The organism is Clostridium sp. 7_2_43FAA (assembly GCF_000158375.2).
GTDB classification, from domain to species: domain Bacteria; phylum Bacillota; class Clostridia; order Clostridiales; family Clostridiaceae; genus Clostridium; species Clostridium tertium.
The window spans coordinates 2247476-2268186 of sequence record NZ_JH815222.1 but is presented as its reverse complement, the minus strand read 5'-3'; the positions used below and the strand labels follow the sequence as shown (position 1 = coordinate 2268186).

General features: G+C 26.9%; 17 protein-coding genes and 1 riboswitch. Of the genes, 13 read left to right on the top strand and 4 right to left on the bottom strand.

Going from position 1 to position 20711, the window contains the following annotated elements; all coding sequences use genetic code 11:
• Positions 1 to 227: 227 nt before the first annotated feature.
• Positions 228 to 1418, top strand: a complete 1191-nt coding sequence (locus CSBG_RS12280; RefSeq protein WP_008679947.1) for a phosphopentomutase — start codon at positions 228 to 230, stop codon at positions 1416 to 1418.
• Between the two features lie 116 nt (positions 1419 to 1534).
• Here CSBG_RS12280 and CSBG_RS12275 read toward each other — a convergent pair whose 3' ends face one another.
• The gene (locus CSBG_RS12275; protein WP_008679946.1) at positions 1535 to 2044 is read right to left on the bottom strand and encodes a flavin reductase; all 510 of its coding nucleotides are present in this window, start codon (positions 2042 to 2044) and stop codon (positions 1535 to 1537) included.
• A 287-nt stretch (positions 2045 to 2331) separates the two neighbouring features.
• Positions 2332 to 3378 (bottom strand): tRNA dihydrouridine(20/20a) synthase DusA, encoded by a 1047-nt coding sequence (dusA, locus tag CSBG_RS12270; protein WP_035285359.1) that lies wholly within the window; start codon positions 3376 to 3378, stop codon positions 2332 to 2334.
• A 323-nt stretch (positions 3379 to 3701) separates the two neighbouring features.
• Between dusA and CSBG_RS12265 the strand changes: the two genes are divergently transcribed.
• Positions 3702 to 4526: an MBL fold metallo-hydrolase gene (locus CSBG_RS12265; protein WP_035285356.1), complete on the top strand. Its 825-nt coding sequence runs from the start codon at positions 3702 to 3704 to the stop codon at positions 4524 to 4526.
• Positions 4527 to 4557: 31 nt separating this feature from the next.
• Here CSBG_RS12265 and CSBG_RS12260 read toward each other — a convergent pair whose 3' ends face one another.
• Together CSBG_RS12260 and CSBG_RS12255 are read right to left on the bottom strand one after the other, a co-directional pair.
• Positions 4558 to 4836: a hypothetical protein gene (locus CSBG_RS12260; RefSeq protein WP_008679942.1), complete on the bottom strand. Its 279-nt coding sequence runs from the start codon at positions 4834 to 4836 to the stop codon at positions 4558 to 4560.
• Between the two features lie 84 nt (positions 4837 to 4920).
• The gene (locus CSBG_RS12255) at positions 4921 to 5781 is read right to left on the bottom strand and encodes a GNAT family N-acetyltransferase (protein ID WP_008679940.1); all 861 of its coding nucleotides are present in this window, start codon (positions 5779 to 5781) and stop codon (positions 4921 to 4923) included.
• A 343-nt stretch (positions 5782 to 6124) separates the two neighbouring features.
• Here CSBG_RS12255 and CSBG_RS12250 point away from each other — a divergent pair, with 343 nt between their 5' ends.
• The 11 genes from CSBG_RS12250 (at position 6125) to CSBG_RS12200 (ending at position 20451) form a co-directional block, all read left to right on the top strand.
• Positions 6125 to 6883, top strand: coding sequence for an SDR family oxidoreductase (locus CSBG_RS12250; RefSeq protein WP_008679938.1), 759 nt, complete (start codon positions 6125 to 6127; stop codon positions 6881 to 6883).
• Between the two features lie 447 nt (positions 6884 to 7330).
• Positions 7331 to 8755, top strand: a complete 1425-nt coding sequence (locus CSBG_RS12245) for a 6-phospho-beta-glucosidase (RefSeq protein WP_008679935.1) — start codon at positions 7331 to 7333, stop codon at positions 8753 to 8755.
• 297 nt (positions 8756 to 9052) lie between these two features.
• A complete protein-coding gene (locus tag CSBG_RS12240) occupies positions 9053 to 11074 on the top strand; it encodes a molybdopterin-dependent oxidoreductase (protein WP_008679933.1) in 2022 nt (673 codons plus the stop codon).
• Positions 11075 to 11411: 337 nt separating this feature from the next.
• Positions 11412 to 12152, top strand: a complete 741-nt coding sequence (locus CSBG_RS12235; protein WP_008679930.1) for a glycosyltransferase family 2 protein — start codon at positions 11412 to 11414, stop codon at positions 12150 to 12152.
• Between the two features lie 127 nt (positions 12153 to 12279).
• Positions 12280 to 12627, top strand: a complete 348-nt coding sequence (locus CSBG_RS12230) for an EamA family transporter (protein ID WP_008679926.1) — start codon at positions 12280 to 12282, stop codon at positions 12625 to 12627.
• Between the two features lie 14 nt (positions 12628 to 12641).
• On the top strand, positions 12642 to 13889 hold the full coding sequence (locus CSBG_RS12225; protein WP_008679924.1) for a glycosyltransferase family 39 protein: 1248 nt from the start codon (positions 12642 to 12644) through the stop codon (positions 13887 to 13889).
• Positions 13890 to 13905: 16 nt separating this feature from the next.
• Positions 13906 to 14604: a response regulator transcription factor gene (locus CSBG_RS12220; protein ID WP_008679923.1), complete on the top strand. Its 699-nt coding sequence runs from the start codon at positions 13906 to 13908 to the stop codon at positions 14602 to 14604.
• The gene (locus CSBG_RS12215; protein WP_008679922.1) at positions 14594 to 15964 is read left to right on the top strand and encodes a HAMP domain-containing sensor histidine kinase; all 1371 of its coding nucleotides are present in this window, start codon (positions 14594 to 14596) and stop codon (positions 15962 to 15964) included. Before CSBG_RS12220 ends, CSBG_RS12215 begins: the two co-directional genes overlap by 11 nt.
• 304 nt (positions 15965 to 16268) lie before the next feature.
• Entirely contained in the window at positions 16269 to 17981 is a 1713-nt protein-coding gene (locus tag CSBG_RS12210; RefSeq protein ID WP_008679921.1) for a methyl-accepting chemotaxis protein, read from the top strand.
• 285 nt (positions 17982 to 18266) lie between these two features.
• On the top strand, positions 18267 to 19637 hold the full coding sequence (locus CSBG_RS12205) for an MATE family efflux transporter (RefSeq protein ID WP_008679920.1): 1371 nt from the start codon (positions 18267 to 18269) through the stop codon (positions 19635 to 19637).
• 91 nt (positions 19638 to 19728) lie between these two features.
• Positions 19729 to 20451: a YoaK family protein gene (locus tag CSBG_RS12200; protein WP_051005325.1), complete on the top strand. Its 723-nt coding sequence runs from the start codon at positions 19729 to 19731 to the stop codon at positions 20449 to 20451.
• Positions 20452 to 20513: 62 nt separating this feature from the next.
• Positions 20514 to 20615: riboswitch (purine riboswitch) on the top strand.
• Positions 20616 to 20711: the final 96 nt, after the last annotated feature.

Below are 20711 nucleotides of genomic sequence, written 5' to 3'. Positions count from 1 at the left end.
TCTAATAAAATATCAATAAAATACACTGGTGAAAACGTTGACCAATGCAAGTGTATTGTAGTATTATAAATATATATAATAGACAAGTTTAAGACAAGTTTAATAATGTATTATATATTTAAATATGCTATAATTTATTTAATTAAGATTAAATAATTAAATTATAACAAATAATAAATAATATATTCTTTATAGTCTTAAAAAGAAGATTGGAAAGGAGTAATAACATGAAGAAATATAAAAGAATTTTTACTATTGTAATAGATTCATTAGGTGTTGGAGAAATGGAGGATGCAAAAGAGTATGGAGATGTAAATGTTGATACTCTTGGTCATATTGCAGAATCAGTAGAATCATTTAAAGTGCCTAACCTTGAAAAAATGGGAATTGCAAATTTACGTCCAGTAAAGCATTTAAAAGCTCAAGAAAAGCCATTAGGATATCAAATGAAAATGAGAGAAGCTAGTACAGGCAAAGATACTATGACAGGACACTGGGAAATCGCTGGCTTACACATTACTAAGCCATTCCAAACTTTTACTGATACAGGATTTCCTAAGGAGTTATTAGATGAGTTAATTAAAAGAACAGGTCATAATATAGTAGGAAATAAAAGTGCTAGTGGAACAGAAATATTAGATGAGTTTGGTGAACATCAAATGAAAACTGGAGATATGATTGTATATACTTCAGCGGATTCAGTATTACAAATATGTGGACATGAAGAAACATTTGGATTAGAAGAGTTATACAGATGTTGTGAAATTGCAAGAGAAATTACCTTAAAAGATGAATGGAAAGTTGGTAGAATAATTGCAAGACCATATGTTGGAGAAAGAAAAGGCGAGTTTAAGAGAACAAGCAATAGACATGACTACGCATTAAAGCCATATGGAAGAACAGTATTAAATGAGTTAAAAGACAGTAATTATGATGTTATTTCCGTAGGAAAAATAAATGATATATTTGATGGTGAAGGAATTACAGAATCACATAAATCAAAAAGCTCAGTTCATGGAATGGAACAAACATTAGAAATAATGGATAAGGATTTTGAAGGATTATGCTTTGTAAACCTAGTTGATTTTGATTCACTATGGGGACACAGAAGAAATCCACAAGGATATGCAGAAGAGTTAGAAAAGTTTGATGTTAGTCTAGGTAAAGTTTTAGAAAAACTTAAAGAAGATGATTTATTAATTATAACTGCAGACCATGGAAATGACCCAACATATATTGGATCAGATCATACAAGAGAACATGTACCATTCTTAGCTTACTCACCTTCAATGAAAGGAAATGGAGTATTAGAAACTTGTGATAGTTTTGCAGCAATAGGGGCAACAATAGCTGATAATTTTGATGTTGAAATGTCTGAAGGTACTATTGGAGAGTCTGTTTTATCAAAGTTAAACTAGTTTAAATAAAGTTAATAAGATTTTTTTATATAAAAGTTTTATAATTATTAAACACATTTATTAAAAAACAAACTATTACTATTAAGATTTTATAGTAGTAGTTTGTTTTTATTAAATTATTCTCTTATTAAAATTTTTTCTACTTCTGCAATATATAAAGTATGATAATCTTTTTCAGGATAAAATTGTTTATCAATATTTTTCTCTATAAAGCATTGAGGATCTAGTTCTTGAGCATATAACTTTTTACAGATAATTGTAAGCTTTGATTCTTCAAAAGCAGGAGTAGTATCGATATAAGTAACTGTTAAATTAGTTTTAGAAAGCTTATCTTCATTTCTTCCAGAAACTGTTCCTAAGTAGCTTAAATCCTTTTTGTAACTTTTATCAAAGAATGTAAGTGAAAATGTAGAAGAAGCATCTATAAATTCTTTAGTAAATCTTTGAGGTCTTAAAACTATAGAAACTACATTTTTTCCCCACATAATACCAAAGTTACCCCATGAAGCAGTCATTGTATTAATTTTATTTTCTTTTTCTGCTGTAATAAGCATCCAGTCATGACCAATTAATTTAAATGCACTTTCATTTAAATCTTCAGGTTTAATTTCTCTAAAATTACTCATAATATGTTCCCCCGTATTAAACTTATTAAAAAAATATATTATATACATTATTATACATATATACATAGAAATTGTATGTACTATAAATTAAAATATTAAGATATATAATAATATTTATTGAAAGGATAGTGTGACCTATACTAGTGCTTAACAAAATGTTATTGTTATGAAGAAAAAGTTGGATTAGTAATATTAGAAGTAATAGAAAAGAGAGTAATATATAAATTTTACTCTCCATCTATTGAATATGAAATATGTAATGTGGACTTTTAATAAGAAAAATTAATTTAATTATTTTCCCATAAGACATCTTGAGGCATTACTTCAAGGATAGTATTAAGTATTTCTATAATATTTTCTTTTTTTACATTAGAAGAAGATAAAAGTTGCTTATACTTTTTACTTCCCCTTTGTCCTTGGAATAGGCTTTGAAGTGGGGCAATTAAAGAATGAATACTATTGCCTTTTTTAATTTCTTCTATAACATATGGAGTATAAGACTTTATAATTTCTCCTCTTGAAATAGCTTTTGTATTTTGATTATTTTCATAAAGTTTATGGAAGTTAGCCAAAAGATAACAATTTTCATATGAAGCTCTTCCTATCATTACTCCATCTACCTTAGTAAGAGCGTCCCTAATTGAATCTAATGTTTTAAAGCCACCGTTAATTTCTATATTTAAATGATTGAAATCTCGTTTTAATCTATAAACCATATCATAATCAAGTGGTGGAATTTCTCTATTATCTTTTGGGCTTAAGCCCTTTAATATAGCAGAACGGGCATGAATTGTATATCTATCAGGTTTAGCTTTAGATACAATATCCAAAAATTCTAATAAATCTTCATATCCGCTCATTATAATCTTACTTTTTTCATTTTCTATAACATCAGTTCCATCTATTCCTATTCTATGCTTTATAGTAATAGGTTTAGTAGTTGCTTCTTTCATAGCACATAGGATTTCATAAACTAATTCTTTAGAAGACATTAGAGCTGCCCCCATTAAATTACCAGAAACTCTATCAGACGGACAACCACAATTTAAATTGACTTCGGTATAATTATAATAATTGGCTAATTTAACAGCTTTATAAGCATCTTCAGGGTTAGAAGCTGCAATTTGCAGTGCAACAGGACCTTCTTCTTCCCTAAAGTAAAGTATCTTATCTCTATCACCATTGATAATTGCTTGAGCTGTAACCATTTCTGTATAAAGTAGAGCATCTTTAGTTAAAAGTCTTGAAAAATATCTAAAATGCCTATGAGATTTGTCTACCATAGGGGCAATACTAATTTTCGGAGTTTCAATATTTGAAATATATTTTTCCATCATTCGTTTCCTTTCGTAGTTGTATTAAATTGCGAAGCAATTTATTAGTGAAAAGTTAGGAGTGAAAGAGTGAAAAGCTTAGGATATTTTGCTACGCAAAATTTAATCTATAAGTGCAAAACATCTTTTATTCAAAAAAATCCTGTAAGGATTTTCTCCTTAACTTTTTCCCTATTAACTATTTTGCTTCGCAAAATAATACAAATATTCACAAGTTATTTTTTATTATTATAGCATATAGAGTTAATAAAATAGTAATGTAATAAAAGTAAAATGTGATAAAATAGTAATTGGAATTAATATGGGAATGGTTGGTGATGATCATGGTAATAACTACTTTAGTTGAAAATACTTCATTATCGAAAGAGTTTAAATGTAAACATGGGTTATCTTTACATATTAAAACGAATAAGCATAATATATTGTTTGATTTAGGCTCTAATGGATTGTTTATTGAAAATGCTATAAAACTTAACATTGATATATCAGATGTGGATATTCTTGTTATATCTCATGGACATAAGGATCATGGAGGAGCTTTAAAGTTATTTTTACAACACAATAGTAAAGCAAAAATATATATTCATAAAGATGCATTTAATAAGTATTATACTTCAGTTTTAGGAGCACTTAAGTTTTATGTAGGATTAGATGATAGACTTCAATTTAATGAAAGAATTATATTCACTGAAGATATATTTAAAATTGATGAAGATATATGTATTTTTTCAAATGTCCCAAAGAGATATGAGACATCGAATCTAAATGACTCATTGTTTATTAAAATTGATGGGAAATATTATAAAGATGATTTTACTCATGAGCAAAGCCTATTGATAAGGGAAAATGATAAATATATATTAATTGCAGGATGTGCCCATAAGGGAATAGTTAATATAATAGATAAAGCAGAAGAAATAATGGATTCTAATCTATCAACTGTTATTGGTGGGTTTCATTTATTTAATCCAGTAAATAAAAAAAGTGAAAGCTTAGAATTTATTAGTAATATAGCTAAAAATTTAAGTAATAAGAATACTATTTTTTATACTTGCCATTGTACTGGGAATAAGGCATTTTATATATTAAAAGAAAATCTTAAGGATAAAATAATGTATTTATCCACAGGACAAGTTATAGAACTTTAATAAAAAAATCGTACCGTAAGATGGTACGATTTTATTTTTTATTAGAATCAAATAATAGCATAGTTACAAATATAGCTAGTAATACTCCTCTAGCGATATTAAAACCTATTACTCCTAAAGTTAAAAAATCTATTAGAACGTAACCAACTATGTAAATAGCACAGCAGATGATTGTCCAAATTATTTTACCCTTAGTTGTTTTTGTAGCTTTAAATGGAATCTTTCCACGGCTTATTAAATATTTTGATAAGTAATTAAAAATTACATTAGCTATAATAAATGATAATACAAGTGTTAATATATTAGCCAAATCATTAGCTCCTTTCAAATTTATAGTAATATTATAACATTTATTATGAAGGCTAAGTGTAACTTTATTTTGAATTTATAATAATTAGTTTTCTAACTCTAATAACATTTCGTATTGTCCAATAAAATTTTGACATCCAATAGAGGAGAGCATTTGTTTCATAGGGGCATAGCTACCATCTACATTAATAACAGATACTTTATTTGCTTTTGTATTTTTAATTAAATTTGTAATAATGCTTTTTCCAACTCCTTTATTTCTATACTTATCACGAACTGCAATTTGTGGAATATCTCCTGTATTTTTATCGATAATACCGTAACCGATAATTTTATTATTCTCTTTTACTAATGAGAATATGAAGCTATCTATAGTGGATTTTACGGAATCAATAGAATTTTGCCATGAAGGCTCAATATCCCAGAAATTTATTACATCATTCCATTCTTCTTCTGTTAATGTAGATTTATTTTCAGTATTATACATTTTAATAGGAGTATAGGAGGATTTATCTAATTTAAAGCAGTCAAATTCTCTTACAACTTTAAATCCTTGTTTTTTATATAGTTCAAAAGCTACAGTATTAGTTTTTAATACTTCAAGCAAATAATATTCTACATTATTTTTAATTAGCTCTTTTTTTATGTTGTTAAACATTGTTGTAGTAATTCCGTGCTTTCTATATTCTTTAATAACCCCTGTTCCTGTAGCATATATAGTTTTTTTATTATTCCAAATTCTTAATCCGTTATAAATAAATCCAATCAAATCATCTTCTTTAAATGTGCCAATTGAAATTTTAGGATTATAACCTCTTCTTAAAAGAATGTTTTCAAATTTAGAAATGGAAATATCAATCTCTACTTGATAATCTGAAAAAGCCAATATAAATGCTTTATGCAAAATATCAATAGGCGTATTTTCTAAAGTATTGTAGCTATACATTTTAAATCCTCCTTAATGTAATAACTATATTTTTACTGTTTATATTAGTCTATTATAGAAAATAAATTGTATTATATAAAATAAATATTTACAATAATAATTGACAAAAAAATAACAATAAAATACACTTAAAGTAATATAATAAAAAATGAGAGTTTTTAGTATTGTGTCTTTATTGACTACATACTAAAACTTATAACAAAATATAAATTAGTTCATATACATACCGATAAAAAATGAAATAACATAGGAAATATAGTTTAAAAATTAACAAATTATATCTTCGTTATAAAGTAAACGTTTGATTTAAAATAAAAATAATTATATTTGGGAGGTATTATATATGAAACTTAATGGTAAAGTTGCTGTGGTTACAGGTGCTAGTTCAGGGATGGGAAGATCTATTGCTCTTCTTTATGCAAAGGAAGGAGCTTCTGTTATTGTAGTTGCTAGAAGAAAAGAAAAATTGGATGAAATAGTTGAGATATCAAAGGATTACAATGGTACGATAATAGCTATGCAAGGTGATGTTTCAAAAAAAGAAGATAATGAAAAGATGATAGATCTTGCAATTGAAAAGTTTGGTAAAATTGATATTTTAGTTAATAATGCAGGTATAATGGATGAAATGATGCCAGTTGGTGAAGTTGAAGATGAATTATGGGAAAGTGTAATGAATGTTAATTTAAATGGCCCATTTTATGCTTGTAGAAAGGCAGTAAATTTAATGATACAACAAGGTGGAGGAAATATAATTAATGTTGGATCTATAGGCGGTTTAAATGGTTGTAGAGCTGGGGTTTCATATACAGCTTCTAAATATGCGTTATTAGGATTAACTAAAAATATTGGATTTATGTATGCTGATAAGGGTATAAGATGTAATGTTATTTGTCCTGGAGGAGTAGATTCAGAAATTGGAGTAGGGATAAGTCATCCTAGTCAATTTGGATTTTCAAGAGTTAAACTTGGGATGGAAAGCGTGCCTAGATCAGGATCTCCAGAAGAAATTGCAACAATAGCTTTATTCCTTGCAAGTGATGATTCTAGTTTGATCAATGGAGCAGAGATAGTTGCAGATGCAGGATGGACAGCATTTTAATACAAAAAGTTAAGTAATTTATAAAAACTTTATTTCGTGAAAATTCCAATGAAATCGTTAACAAAAGGTGGACATACCTTATAATTCAAATATAGTAAATTGGATAGTGATTGTTTAAGTGAAAACTAAACCTATTTACATGGGAAATATTCAACTTAAAGGTTGGTTTTATTTTGCATGTAAATGGGCTTTTTTAATAAATAGGGTATTGTAGAGTAAATATAATAATCAGATTAACATTAGTTACTTTTGATATTGAAGCTATTAAAAAAGAAGGATATAGTTTAGAAACTCCTATCATAGTTACTAATAGCTCAGATTATCTTGATTTTATAGGAACTGACAAAAAGTCAGTAAAACAAAATGATGAATTATTAACAGTTCTTAATTAAAAAGCCAGAACAAGAGTAGTAATAAGTTATTGTATAAAAGAAAGGAAGATGAAAGATGGGATTTAGAGAAGATTTCTTATGGGGTGGAGCTACTGCTGCAAACCAATGTGAAGGTGGATATAATGAAGGAGGAAGAGGCCTTGCAAATGCAGATGTAGTTCCTATAGGTAAGGATAGATTTCCTATTATAGCTGGAGAAATGAAGATGTTTGATTTTGATAATGAGCATTTTTATCCAGCAAAAGAAGCTATAGATATGTATCATAATTATAAAGAAGATATAAAACTATTTGGAGAAATGGGTTTTAAGACTTATAGATGTTCAATTGCTTGGAGTAGAATTTTTCCAAATGGTGATGATGAAACTCCAAATGAAGAAGGATTAAAATTCTATGAAGATTTATTTAAAGAGTGTCATAAATATGGTATTGAGCCATTAGTTACAATTACTCATTTTGATTGCCCTATGAATTTAATTGAAAAATACGGTGCTTGGAGAAATAGAAAAATGGTAGAATTCTATGAACGTCTTTGCACAGTTATATTTAATAGATATAAGGGCCTTGTTAAGTATTGGCTAACATTCAATGAAATTAATATGATACTACATGCATCATTTATGGGAGCGGGTATATGCTTTGAAGAAGGCGAAAATAAAGAGCAAGTTATGTATCAAGCAGCACACCATGAGTTAATAGCAAGTGCATTAGCTACAAAGATTGCTCATGAAGTAGATCCAAACAATATGGTTGGATGCATGCTAGCAGCTGGTGAGACATATCCTTATACTTGTAAACCAGGCGATGTTCTTGAAGCAATGAATAAAAATAGAGAAAATTACTTCTTTATAGATATTCAATCAAGAGGAGCTTATCCGGCATATGCTTTAAAGGAAATGGAGAGAAAAGGTATTAATATTAAGATGGAAGATGGAGATTCAGAAATCTTAAAGAAATATACTGTAGACTTTATATCATTTTCTTATTATTCTTCAAGATGTGCAAGTTCAGATCCAGAAGTTAATAAGCTAACAGAAGGAAATATATTTGCATCACTTAAAAATCCTAACTTAGATGAAAGTGAATGGGGATGGCAAATTGATCCACTTGGACTTAGAATAACTTTAAATTCATTATATGATAGATATCAAAAACCTTTATTTATTGTAGAAAATGGACTTGGAGCAGTAGATACTCCAGATGAAAATGGGTATGTTGAAGATGATTATAGAATTGCTTATTTAAGAGAGCATATTAAAGCTATGAAGGATGCAGTTGATATCGATGGTGTTGACTTACTTGGATATAAAACTTGGGGATGTATTGACTTAGTAAGTGCAGGAACTGGTGAAATGAAAAAACGTTATGGATTTATTTACGTAGATCGTGATAATGATGGTAAAGGAACTTTAAAGAGAAGTAAGAAAAAGAGCTTTGATTGGTATAAAAAAGTTATTGCTTCAAATGGAGAAGAACTTTAGTTATTAGCATAAAAAATTTAGTTATAGATATAAAATAAGAAATCTAATAAATAAAAAATTAAGTTATAGAATTTATTGATAGATAAGTTTTTAATGAATGTATATCTTAATGGTACAAGGCTATATCAAATTTATTTTGATATAGCCTCATAATATTTATAAAAAAATTATGAGATAAATAGTAAAGACATTTATCTAGTAAGTAATTACAAAATTTGATATTCTATAAAGAGAAAGTGATACAACCTAAAATATTATAAAATAAGTAAAATATATAGAGTAAATGGGGAGTATATTATGAAAAAGTTAAGTCATGGTTGCACGTTAGATTGTTTTGATTGTTGTAAGTTTAATATTTACGTTGATAAAAATGAAATAGTAAAAATTCAAGGAGATAAAGAGCATCCTTATACTAAAGGATTTATATGTAAGAAGGGATTAGCACACTTAGATAGATTAAAGCACAGGGAAAGAATATATTCTCCAATGATAAAGATAAATGGTGAATGGAAGGAAATATCTTTTGATGAAGCTTTAAATATTATGGCTGAAAAGCTTAAGTATTACAAAAATAAATATTCTTCAAAGTCGATATTATACTATGAGCAATATGGAAATGGTGCATTACTTAAAAGTATGGGAGATTTATTCTTTAATTTTTATGGGGGAGTGAGTAAATCTAAAGGTGGACCATGTTGGAGTGCTGGAATTAAGGCACAAACATATAATTTTGGAGATGTGAAAAGCCATTCATTAGATGATATGATAAATAGTAAAACAATATTTGTATGGGGGAAAAACCCTGCTTTTACAACTATACATACAATGCAAAGTATAAAAAAAGCTAAGAGTAATGGAAGTAAGATCGTAGTAATTGATCCAATATACACAAAGACTGCAGAAATGGCAGATAAATATGTGAGAATCAAACCTAATGGCGATGGAGCTCTTGCGCTTGCAATGGGAAAAATAATAATTGATAAAAATTTATATGATAGAAATTATATAAAAAGCTATGTTAATGGTTTTGAAGATTATAAGAATTATGTAGAAAGCCTAAATCTTGAAGATTTAATAGAAATTTGTGGTGTAAGTAAAGACGATATAGAAGAATTAGTTATGCTATATACAAATAAGTATTCTACTATATTGCTTGGATATGGTATGCAAAAATACAAAAATGGTGGAAATACCATAAGCTTAGTAGATATTTTAGGAGCTATCACAGGTCAAATTGGATTTGCTGGCGGTGGTATTAATTATGCTAATAAAGTTTATCCAAATGTAATTGATTCTGACCCTTATAATAGCGAGAAATCTTGTGAAAATAGATTTTTTTATGTAAGTCATATGGCCGATTTTATAAATGATTCATTATTAGGAAGAGACTTTTATGATGATGATAAAGTTTATTTGAAAGATGCTAGTTTAGACAAAGAAAGTAAAAAATATAATACACCAATAAAGATGTCTGTAATTACAAAAAGTAATTTATTAAATCAACTGGCTAATTTAAATAATTTAAATGATGCATTTTCAAAAGTAGAATTTAAAGTATGTTTTGATATGTTTATGACTGATACAGCTAAGGAATGTGATTTGTTTATTCCAACTACAAGTACATTAGAAAGTGAAGATTTAATATATAGTTCTATGACAAGTCCATATATAATTTATAATGAAAAGGCTGTTGAACCTAAAAATGAATTAATGGATGAATATGAATTTTTTAAAGAGCTTGCAAAAAGAGTTAAGTTAGATAATTATCCATATGTTGATAAACAAGAATATTTATCAAAAGTTATAGAACCATTAAAGAAGTTTAATGATGAAGTAGATATAGAATATTTAAAAAATAACTATTTTACAATTCATAAACCTGTAGCTTGGGAAGATAAAAAATTTAAAACAGCTTCAGGGAAATTTGAAATATTCTTTAACGAAAGCTTATATTTAGAAAATAATAATAAAAAAGATAATAAATTAAGTTTTAAATTACTTACTTGCCATAGTAGAGATACTTTATCAAGCCAACATATGATGGATGAAGATGGAATTTCTGTTGCTTATATAAATGAAGAAATGGCAAGGAAGCTATCATTTAATGAAGAAAAAATAGTTACTTTAAGAAATCATAATGGAGAAATAAGAGTAAATTTAAAAATTGATAATAGTGTAGCTGATTTTATAGTTTTAATGTATGTTGGATGGTGGACAAAACATGGAAATCCTAATTATTTAACAGATTCAGGAGTATCTGATATAGGTGGACAAGTAACTTATAATGAAACAGAAGTAGAGATAGATTTTGCTGTTTAAATAAATGTTATAAATAAAAATATTGTAGAGAAATAATTATAGATAGTTTGGAAAAGGTAATTCAAGTTTGAATTATTGAACTTATTAAAAAACAGTATAATGACATATTTATTTTAAACTATAAGTTATGTTAATTATTTTATAAGAAAAGGATATTAGTTTTACTTGTAATTAAGTAAAATTAATATTCTTTTTTTATCTTAAAGTATATAAATTTGAGCTTCATAAATTCTTCATAAATTCTTTAATATTTATTGCGAAATTTAATTAAAAATATTTAAATTTGATATTTAGAATTTAGTATATGGAAGATGAGTTGTAAATGGAGGTAATAAAAATGAAAATATTAGTTATTATTCCTGCTTATAATGAAGAGAAAAGTATATATAATGTAGTTTCATCTGTTAAATTAAATATTCCATTCGCAGATGTTCTGGTTGTAAATGACGGCTCATGCGATAACACCTATGGTGAGGCTATAAGAGCAGGAGCTAAGATTATAAACTTAACCAATAATTTAGGGATAGGAGGGGCAGTTCAAAGCGGATATATTTATGCATATATCGAAGGATATGACATTGCTATACAGGTAGATGGAGATGGACAGCACAATCCAAGGGATTTAAAGAATCTTATTAATGAAATAGAAGACGGGAATACTGATATTGTAATAGGATCTAGATTTGTTGAAAGAACTGAATATAAACCGAGTTTTTTTAGAAAAGTTGGGATTAAATATTTTTCTATGTTAGTTTCAATATTATGTGGAAGAAATTATTATGATACAACATCCGGATATAGGGTAGTAAAAAGAAAAGGGATAGAACTTTTTTCAAATTACTATCCAAAAGATTATCCAGAAGTTGAAACAATAGTATATGCATGTAAGAATGGATTAAATATAAAAGAGATTAAAGTTGAAATGAATGATAGAAAAGCAGGAAAATCATCTATCACTCCTATTATGGCGATATATTATATGATAAAAGTAACAGTATCAACTATAAATGTTGCACTTTATTGTAGTTATAGTAATGTTAGATGTCTAAATAAGAAGGAGAGTGAAGTGATTAGATGAAATCATTAATAACTACGATTTTTGTAGTCTATACTATTTATGAAATCTTTAATTTGAAAAAAAGAGTTATAAGATTAACACAAGAAAATGCAATTTTTTTACAGCTATTAAAGGAGAAAGAAAATAAATGATGTATTTATTAATAAGCATAAATATTGTTTTATTACTTTTAGGACAAGTTATATGGAAACTAGGTACAAAAACAATAAATTTTGAAATGAATTTAAAAGGTATATTTAATTTTATTCTTAATCCCTACGTTTTAGGAGGAGGAATTATATACGTAATTGCAAGTATAGTCTGGATTTATATACTATCAAAAGAAGATTTGAGTAAGGTATATCCATTACAAAGTCTTTGTTATGTGTTTGGTGCAATTATTGGAGTATTTATATTTAATGAGAATATGAGTGCTCTTAGAATACTAGGATTATTTCTAATATTTTGTGGAGCATTTATAATAAGTTTAAGTTAGGGAGAGAAAAATAGATGTTTTCAATAAAGAAAGAAGAAAAGAATATAAAAGTAGCTCTTATTTTAATAGAAGTAATTTTTGCTTTAATAGCTTTACTTTATATATTAAAGTTTGGAGATTCAACGCTTCTAGGAAGCATGGAAAGTTTTGATAATGATGATGTTAAATATATAAGAAGTGCTTGGAATTTAGTAGAGAATAAAATATTATCCTATGAAAATATAACTGAGCCAACTGTATATATTATGCCGGGATTAACTTTTATACTATCAGGTTTTGTTGCATTATTGGGTAAGTTTAATGCAATAGTAGCATTTAGAATATTTCAGATATTTATTCAATGTGGTTCCTTATATATAATTTTCCTTATAGGAAGAAAATTATTTAATAGTAGGATTGGAATAATTGCATGTTTAATTAATTCGTTGTATGTAGTAGAGTTTTATGTTACAAGTTTAATTCTTATGGAAACTATTTTTAAATTTTTATTACTTTTATTAGTATATTTAAGCATGTATGCAATTGAAAGAAAAAATACAAGGTTATATATAATAGCAGGAATAGTATGGGGGACAGCATGTTTATTTAGGCCTACAATTGCAGCATTTCCAGGAGTAATACTATTAGCTTGGATAATGAAAAAGGAATACAAATTGAAGGATATGTTTAAGTATGCTAGTATTGTTTTAGTAATATTTTGCTTAATTATGACACCTTGGTGGATAAGAAATTATAAGCAATTTAATACTTTCATACCTTTTACAGCATCTAGTGGAAATCCATTTTTACAAGGAACATTTGTAAACTATGATCAAAGTGGTGGTTTTGGAGTTCCATATGAAAAAGGCGAAAATTATATTGAAAGCAATAAAAATGAAATTAAAGCAGGAATAGAAAGATTAAAAATTTATGGTAGGGAAGAACCCATTAAATATATATACTGGTACACTCTGGGTAAAACATTTTATTTTTGGAAATCACCATTTTATTGGAATGGTGTAATAGGTTTTATATTAGCTCTGATTCAACATTATTTTATTTTAATTTCAGCAATAGCGGGAATAGTAATGTGTAAGAAAAAGTCAACTTGGAATTTTGATATACTTATTATATTAGGAACCGTAATACTATTTAATCTTGTTTATTTACCTTATTTCACATTTGAAAGATATTCTTATCCATTAATTTCATTGCTTACAATTTTTTCAGGATATATAATTGATAATTTGATAAAAAAGAAGAGAGTAAAAAAGATTGATTGAAAGAAGGATGTTTTTTATGGATGATAATAAAACAATATTAGTAGTTGATGATGAAAAAGATATTAGAGAAATAATAGAAATTTATTTAATTAATGAGGGATATAATATTGTTTTAGCTAGTGATGGGATAGAAGCTTTAGAAAAATTAAAGAAAGAAAAAATAGATTTGATAATTTTAGATATAATGATGCCTAAACTTGATGGTATTAGAACTTGTATTAAAATAAGGGAAGATAAAAAAATGCCTATTATAATGCTTTCAGCTAAAAGCGAAGATAGTGATAAAATATTAGGACTAAACATAGGTGCGGATGATTATATTATAAAGCCTTTTAACCCACTTGAGCTAGTAGCAAGGGTTAAATCGCAGTTAAGAAGAGTTACTAGTTTTAGTGAAGCCAAAGAAATTAATGATGAAGAAATATATATAGATGGACTTAGAATCAATAAAGCAAATAGAGAAGTTTTGGTAGAGGATAGAAATATAAAATTGACGCCTAGGGAATTTGATATATTAGAAGTTTTAGCGATAAATAGAGGCAGAGTATTAAGTACAGAACAAATATATGAAAAAGTATGGAACGAGCCATTTTATAATTCTGAAAATACAGTGGCTGTCCATATTAGAAATATAAGAGAAAAAATTGAGATTAATCCTAAAGATCCTAAGTATATAAAACTTGTATGGGGAGTTGGATATAAAATTGAGAAATAAAGGACAAAAAAAATTATTTGTATGGAGTTTAAAAAAAGAGTTTTTATTATTAAGTATAGTTACATTTATAATAGTTATTAGTGGGATTATTCATAGTATTAATATTGTTAAATACAATTCCAATGAAAGTTTAATTAATATTTTTAATAAAACTTATATAGATATACAAAGGTATGTTAATAGACTTGATGATAACAGTAAGGAATATTTAAATGAAGTATGCGAATTGAATAAAGTTAATGCAGCTATTATAGATACACAGGGAAATATTTATATGAAATCAAAAAATGTAGATTCAAATATAATTGATGTTAATAAAATTCAAAATATATTTCAAAATAAGTATTCTGACGAGAATATTTATCAAAGATATGACATTAGCTTAGATAATGAAGATTACAATCTTTTAATATGGAGAGAACAGGTAGGAAATGAGGTAATTATAAAAGTAATTTCATCTATTTCATTAAGTTTTCTACTAGCAATAATAATAATATATATTTATACAATTAGAAAAGCTAGATATATAAGAGAATTAACCAAAGGAATAAATGAGTTTTCATTAGGTAATTTAGATTATATAATATCAGAAAAAGGAAAAGATGAATTAAGATCCTTAGCAAAAGGAATGAACTTAATGGCTAAGAATTTAAAAAACAGTATAGCTTCAGAGCGAAGCCAAGAAAAATTTAAATCTGAATTAATTACAAATGTTTCTCATGATTTAAGAACTCCACTAACATCAATAATAGGATACTTACAACTTATTGATAATGAAAAAACTTCTGAGGAAAATAAAAAAAGATATACTAAAAGTGCAATAGAAAAATCTTATAAATTAAGAGAGTTAATTGGAGATTTATTTGAGTATTCTAAGCTTCAATCTAATTCAGTTACTTTAAATAAAAGTAATGCAAATATAATTGAAATAATAGAGCAGAGTATAGGAGAGTTATATATTGAAGCTGTAGAGAAAAATATAGTATTTATTAAGAAATATGAGTATTCAAACATAAATTTGAATGTTGATTCCAGTAAAATAGGTAGAGTTTTTCAAAATGTTTTATCAAACTCTGTAAAATACAGTAAGAGAAATAGTGATATTTCAATTAATATTTTAAAAGATAAGAATAATATCATAATATCTTTTGAAAATGAAATAGAACACGAATCATTAAAGGACATAGATAAAATTTTCAATAGGTTTTATAGATGTAATGAATCTAGGAATTCAGATATTCCAGGTTCTGGGCTTGGCTTAGCAATAGCCAAAAATATTATAGATCTTCACAGTGGAGATATTTACGCAGAATGTAACAATAATACATTTAAATTATATATTAAGCTATCAGTTGTTTAAGATGAGAGCATTAATGATATAAATTCATTAATGCTCTCATTTAACTAAATAAATAGTATTCAATCTATAGATAGAATACTAAAAAATTATATTTGGTTTTTTAATTTTCAAATAGTATTAATAATAATTAATACATCTAGAGTAAGTAAATAATAATTTAAATTATAAAAAATTAAAGAAATATATATTTAATTGAAATTCATTGTATTTATTATAATAAGGATATAAAAGATAAATTTGACATTTAATAAATAAATGTTTAATAATAAATATGAACAAAAGTTTAACAGATAGGGGGAGACATATGAAATTTTATAATAACTTAAAACTATCTACACGATTATTAATTTATTTCTTAAGTACTATTTTTTCAATGGGGGTAATTGGAATAATAGGAATATACAATATGTATAGTATTGATAAATCTGTAGATTATTTAAATAACATTACTATAAAATCAATTGATTCAATTAATAAGATAGATAAAAATCAATTGAATATTTATAAAGATATACAGTTAATGGAAAATTCGAGTAGTAAGACTAATTTAGATGAATTAATAAAAGAAATTACTGATGCTTCAGAAGAAAGTGAAAAGCAAATTGCAATTTACGAAACTACAATAGATGATGAAGATGAAAGAAACATTTTTAATGAATTTAAAGTTAATTTGAAAGTATTTAACGAGTCTGTTAAAAAGTATATAAATTTTATATATAATGGGAATAAAAAAGAAGCAGAAATGCAACTTTCAACTATGAACCAGGCAAGAGAAAATATGAGATATGAGCTAAATAAATTATTAGAGTTAAACGAACAATGGGCAAATGAAATTAAAGTTGAAGGTAATGAAACCTTTAGTAATTCACTAAATCTAATTATTTTTATTATAGTAGTATTATCGATATTTGCAAGTTTATTTGCATTTTTAATGCAAAGTTCAATAAAGAAATCTTTAAATAAAATAAGAGGATTAGCTAATAGATTATCTAATTATGATTTAGCAGATCCAATTATAATAGAATCAAATGATGAGTTTGGGGAAATAGGAAATAATTTAAATAAGGCGCAAGAAAATATTAGTGGATTAATAAAAAATATTATGGATACTTCTCAAGATATGAGTGCTTCAAGTGAAGAGTTATCAGCTACAGTGGAGGAAATGACTGCAAAATTTGAAAGTATAAATGCTTTAACAAGTGAAGTTAATTTAGGTGTACAAGAAAATAGTGCAACAGCTGAGGAAATATCTGCAGCAGTACAAGAAGTAGATGCAAGTGTTAATATACTGTCAAATAAAGCAATGGAAGGTAGTAATAATGCAGTTGAAATAAGAAATAGAGCAACAAAAATTGAAAAGGCTAGTAAAGTAGCAACCGAAAATACAAAAGAAGTTTACAGTGAAATGGAAAAACAAGTTTTAAATGATATAGAAAAAGGAAAAGTTGTATCAGATATTAAAGTAATGGCAGAAACTATTGCAGACATAGCAGAGCAAACAAATCTTTTAGCACTTAATGCAGCTATAGAGGCAGCAAGAGCAGGTGAGCAAGGAAAAGGATTTGCTATAGTCGCTGAAGAGGTAAGAAAATTAGCAGAACAATCTTCAGAAGCTGTAGGTAATGTTAAATTTACTATAGAAAAGGTGCAAGAAGCATTTAAAAGTTTATCGGGCAATAGTAATAAGCTATTAAAGTTTATGAATGATAATATTGTTCCTGAATTTGAAACATTTGTAGAGATTGGAGAACAGTATCAAGGTGATGGAATATTTGTAAATAATATGTCAGAAGAGCTAGCAGCAATGACAGAAGAAGTTTTAGCGACAATGAATCAAGTTAATGAAGCAGTTCAAGGTATGGCAGATATGGCTCAAAAGTCATCAGGTAACTTAGATGGAATAAATGAAAGTGTTGATGAATCTACTAAGGCTATGGAACAAATAGCAGATACAGCTCAATCTCAAGCGGAGCTTGCACAAGATTTAAATGAAATGATTCAAAAGTTTAAGGTCTAAAATTATATTAGTATATATGTTAAACTATGTTATAATTAATAAGATATATTATATAAAGTTATTGAATTGAAGTATAAAATTAGCATTTATAAGTGCTTTTGCATATGTTTTAATGTATAAAAAATATATAAGTTTACTCAGATTTGAAGACAAGTTACTGAATAATTAGATTTATATATATTGGATTTTTTATTCTAGCAATAGAATTATTATTAATTTTTATAAAAGTGTATCGAAAGGTACGCTTTTTATAATATGAAAGATATGATAGGGAGGAGATGAACTATGGTTATATCATATTTTAAAGACTTATTTGATGATAAAAAATTTCTAAAGAAAACTGTAGCTATTGGAATTCCTATAGCAATACAGGCACTTCTTAATACAACTTTAAACCTTGTTGATACTATGATGATAGGAACTTTAGGGCAAAGTGCTATTGCAGCAGTTGGATTAGCTAATAAGGTGTTTTTTGTTTTTACTTTATTATTATTTGGTGTTGTAAGTGGATCTTCAATACTAACTGCTCAATATTGGGGGAAGAGAGATGTAAAGAATATAAGAAGAGTTCTTGGGATATCACTTATTATAGGACTTTTAGGTTCTATTATTTTTATGTTATCAGGACTTTTAATACCAAAGCTTGTCATGAGAATTTTTACTCCAAGTGAAAATACAATAGCTGTTGGAGCCTCTTATCTAGTCATAGTAGCTTTAAGTTATCCTTTAACTGCAATTACAAATTGCTACATATCACTTTTAAGGGCAACCAATAGAGTTAAGGCTCCAGTTTTTATAAGTGTAGTAGCTATTGGAGTTAATGTAATATTAAACTATACATTTATATTTGGTAATTTTGGAGCACCAAGACTAGAGGTTCAAGGGGCTGCAATAGCAACTGTTATTGCTAGATTAGTTGAATGTTTATCTATTTTGGCTATTGTTTATATAAGCAAGGGTCCAGCAGCTGCTAAGATAAAAGAACTTATTAGTTTTGATAAGGAGTTCATTAAAAAGTATTTAGTCACAGTATCACCTGTTATTGCTAACGAATTTATGTGGGGGCTTGGAGTCACTATGTATTCATTAGTTTATGGAAGAATGGGAGATGAAGCTGTTGCATCAATTACAATAACTCAAAATGTTGAACAAATATGTGTTGTTTTATTCCAAGGATTAAGTTCAGCTACTGCTGTTATTTTAGGAAATGAATTAGGTGCTAATAAGCTAAAGGAGGCAGATAAACATGCTAGGAGCTTCTTTGTATTACAGCTACTATTAACAATAGTTATGGGGTTAGTATGCTTTATGATAAGAACTCCATTAATTAAGTTATTTTCTGTTCCAGATAATATAGCATTAGATATAACTAAATGTTTAACTGTATTTATATGTTATTTACCATTTAGAATGTTTAACCTAGTTAATATAGTAGGTGTTCTTAGAAGTGGTGGAGATACAAAGGCATCTTTACTTTTAGATATTACAGGAGTATGGTGTGTTGGAATACCAATGGCTTTCTTTGGAGGAATTATTTTAGGATTACCTATTTATTACGTTTATGCAATGATAACACTTGAAGAGGTTTATAAGTTTATATTAGGATTTAGAAGGTATAAACAAAAGAAGTGGCTTAAAAATATAGTTGGAGCTTAGATATTAAAAGCAGTTTTTACTTAAAAATATACTTTAATCGTAATAATGAAAGTATCAAGGGGGCTTTTAGTTGAATGCAAAAAAAGTAAAGATAAAAGGCATTATTAGGCGCATAAGAGAAAAGATACCTAGTCATGAAATAACATCTGAATCATTAAGGTTAGGAATACTATTAGCAATAGTTGGAGGGTTTTTAGATGCATATACATTCATATGTAGAGGCGGTGTATTTGCCAATGCTGAAACAGGAAATATTGTATTAGTTGCACTTGGAATTACAAATAGGAATTATAAAAATGTATTTATGGCTGCACTTCCTATTTTTGCATTTGTAGTCGGTGTTATAGTGACAGAAATAATAAGAGAAAAATCAATAAAGAATTATTCAGAATCAGCAAGGGCTGAAAAGTTTATTTTAATTATTGAAGCAATTGTACTTTTTATTATTGGATTCATACCAGACACTGTACCAGATATATTTGTAACTACAACTATATCTTTTGTTTCATCAGTGCAAATTTCATCTTTTAGGAGATTAGTTGATTCACCATATAGCACAACTATGTGTACAGGAAATTTAAGAACAGCTTCACAAGCTGCATATTTAGCAATAACTAAAAAGGATGAGGCTGCATGTGCAAGATCAATAAGATATATAATAGTAATTGCTTCGTTTTTATTTGGTGCATCTTTAGGCGGGATATTAACTGTAAATTTTGGTGTCAAATCAATATGGACATGCTCTATTATATTATTTATCTCAAAAATTTTATTTAGCATAGATGAATACAGATTAATCAAAAGAGATATATAAAAATGGAAAGAAATTTCCATATAATTAATTGTTGAAATTATATTAATGTTTGTGTATAATACGAATATAAATTAAGAAATGCTCGTATATCATCGGTGATATGGACCGAAAGTTTCTACCTGCTAACCGTAAATAGGCAGACTACGAGGTATTGGATTTGAAAAAGAAATTATTATAAATAGATTTGTAATATAAATTTATGATTTTATTTCTATTTTAAGACAACACCTCGATTACGAGGTGTTTTTTTTATTACTTAA

Excerpts from the sequence above, each read along its gene's own strand:
- CSBG_RS12255 (WP_008679940.1), bottom strand. The coding sequence starts at position 5,781 with ATGTATAGCTACAATACTTTAGAAAATACGCCTATTGATATTTTGCAT.
- CSBG_RS12245 (WP_008679935.1), top strand. The coding sequence starts at position 7,331 with ATGGGATTTAGAGAAGATTTCTTATGGGGTGGAGCTACTGCTGCAAAC.
- CSBG_RS12265 (WP_035285356.1), top strand. The coding sequence starts at position 3,702 with ATGGTAATAACTACTTTAGTTGAAAATACTTCATTATCGAAAGAGTTT.
- CSBG_RS12230 (WP_008679926.1), top strand. The coding sequence starts at position 12,280 with ATGATGTATTTATTAATAAGCATAAATATTGTTTTATTACTTTTAGGA.
- CSBG_RS12225 (WP_008679924.1), top strand. The coding sequence starts at position 12,642 with ATGTTTTCAATAAAGAAAGAAGAAAAGAATATAAAAGTAGCTCTTATT.
- CSBG_RS12250 (WP_008679938.1), top strand. The coding sequence starts at position 6,125 with ATGAAACTTAATGGTAAAGTTGCTGTGGTTACAGGTGCTAGTTCAGGG.
- dusA (WP_035285359.1), bottom strand. The coding sequence starts at position 3,378 with ATGGAAAAATATATTTCAAATATTGAAACTCCGAAAATTAGTATTGCC.
- CSBG_RS12240 (WP_008679933.1), top strand. The coding sequence starts at position 9,053 with ATGAAAAAGTTAAGTCATGGTTGCACGTTAGATTGTTTTGATTGTTGT.
- CSBG_RS12220 (WP_008679923.1), top strand. The coding sequence starts at position 13,906 with ATGGATGATAATAAAACAATATTAGTAGTTGATGATGAAAAAGATATT.
- CSBG_RS12275 (WP_008679946.1), bottom strand. The coding sequence starts at position 2,044 with ATGAGTAATTTTAGAGAAATTAAACCTGAAGATTTAAATGAAAGTGCA.
- CSBG_RS12280 (WP_008679947.1), top strand. The coding sequence starts at position 228 with ATGAAGAAATATAAAAGAATTTTTACTATTGTAATAGATTCATTAGGT.
- CSBG_RS12205 (WP_008679920.1), top strand. The coding sequence starts at position 18,267 with ATGGTTATATCATATTTTAAAGACTTATTTGATGATAAAAAATTTCTA.
- CSBG_RS12235 (WP_008679930.1), top strand. The coding sequence starts at position 11,412 with ATGAAAATATTAGTTATTATTCCTGCTTATAATGAAGAGAAAAGTATA.
- CSBG_RS12210 (WP_008679921.1), top strand. The coding sequence starts at position 16,269 with ATGAAATTTTATAATAACTTAAAACTATCTACACGATTATTAATTTAT.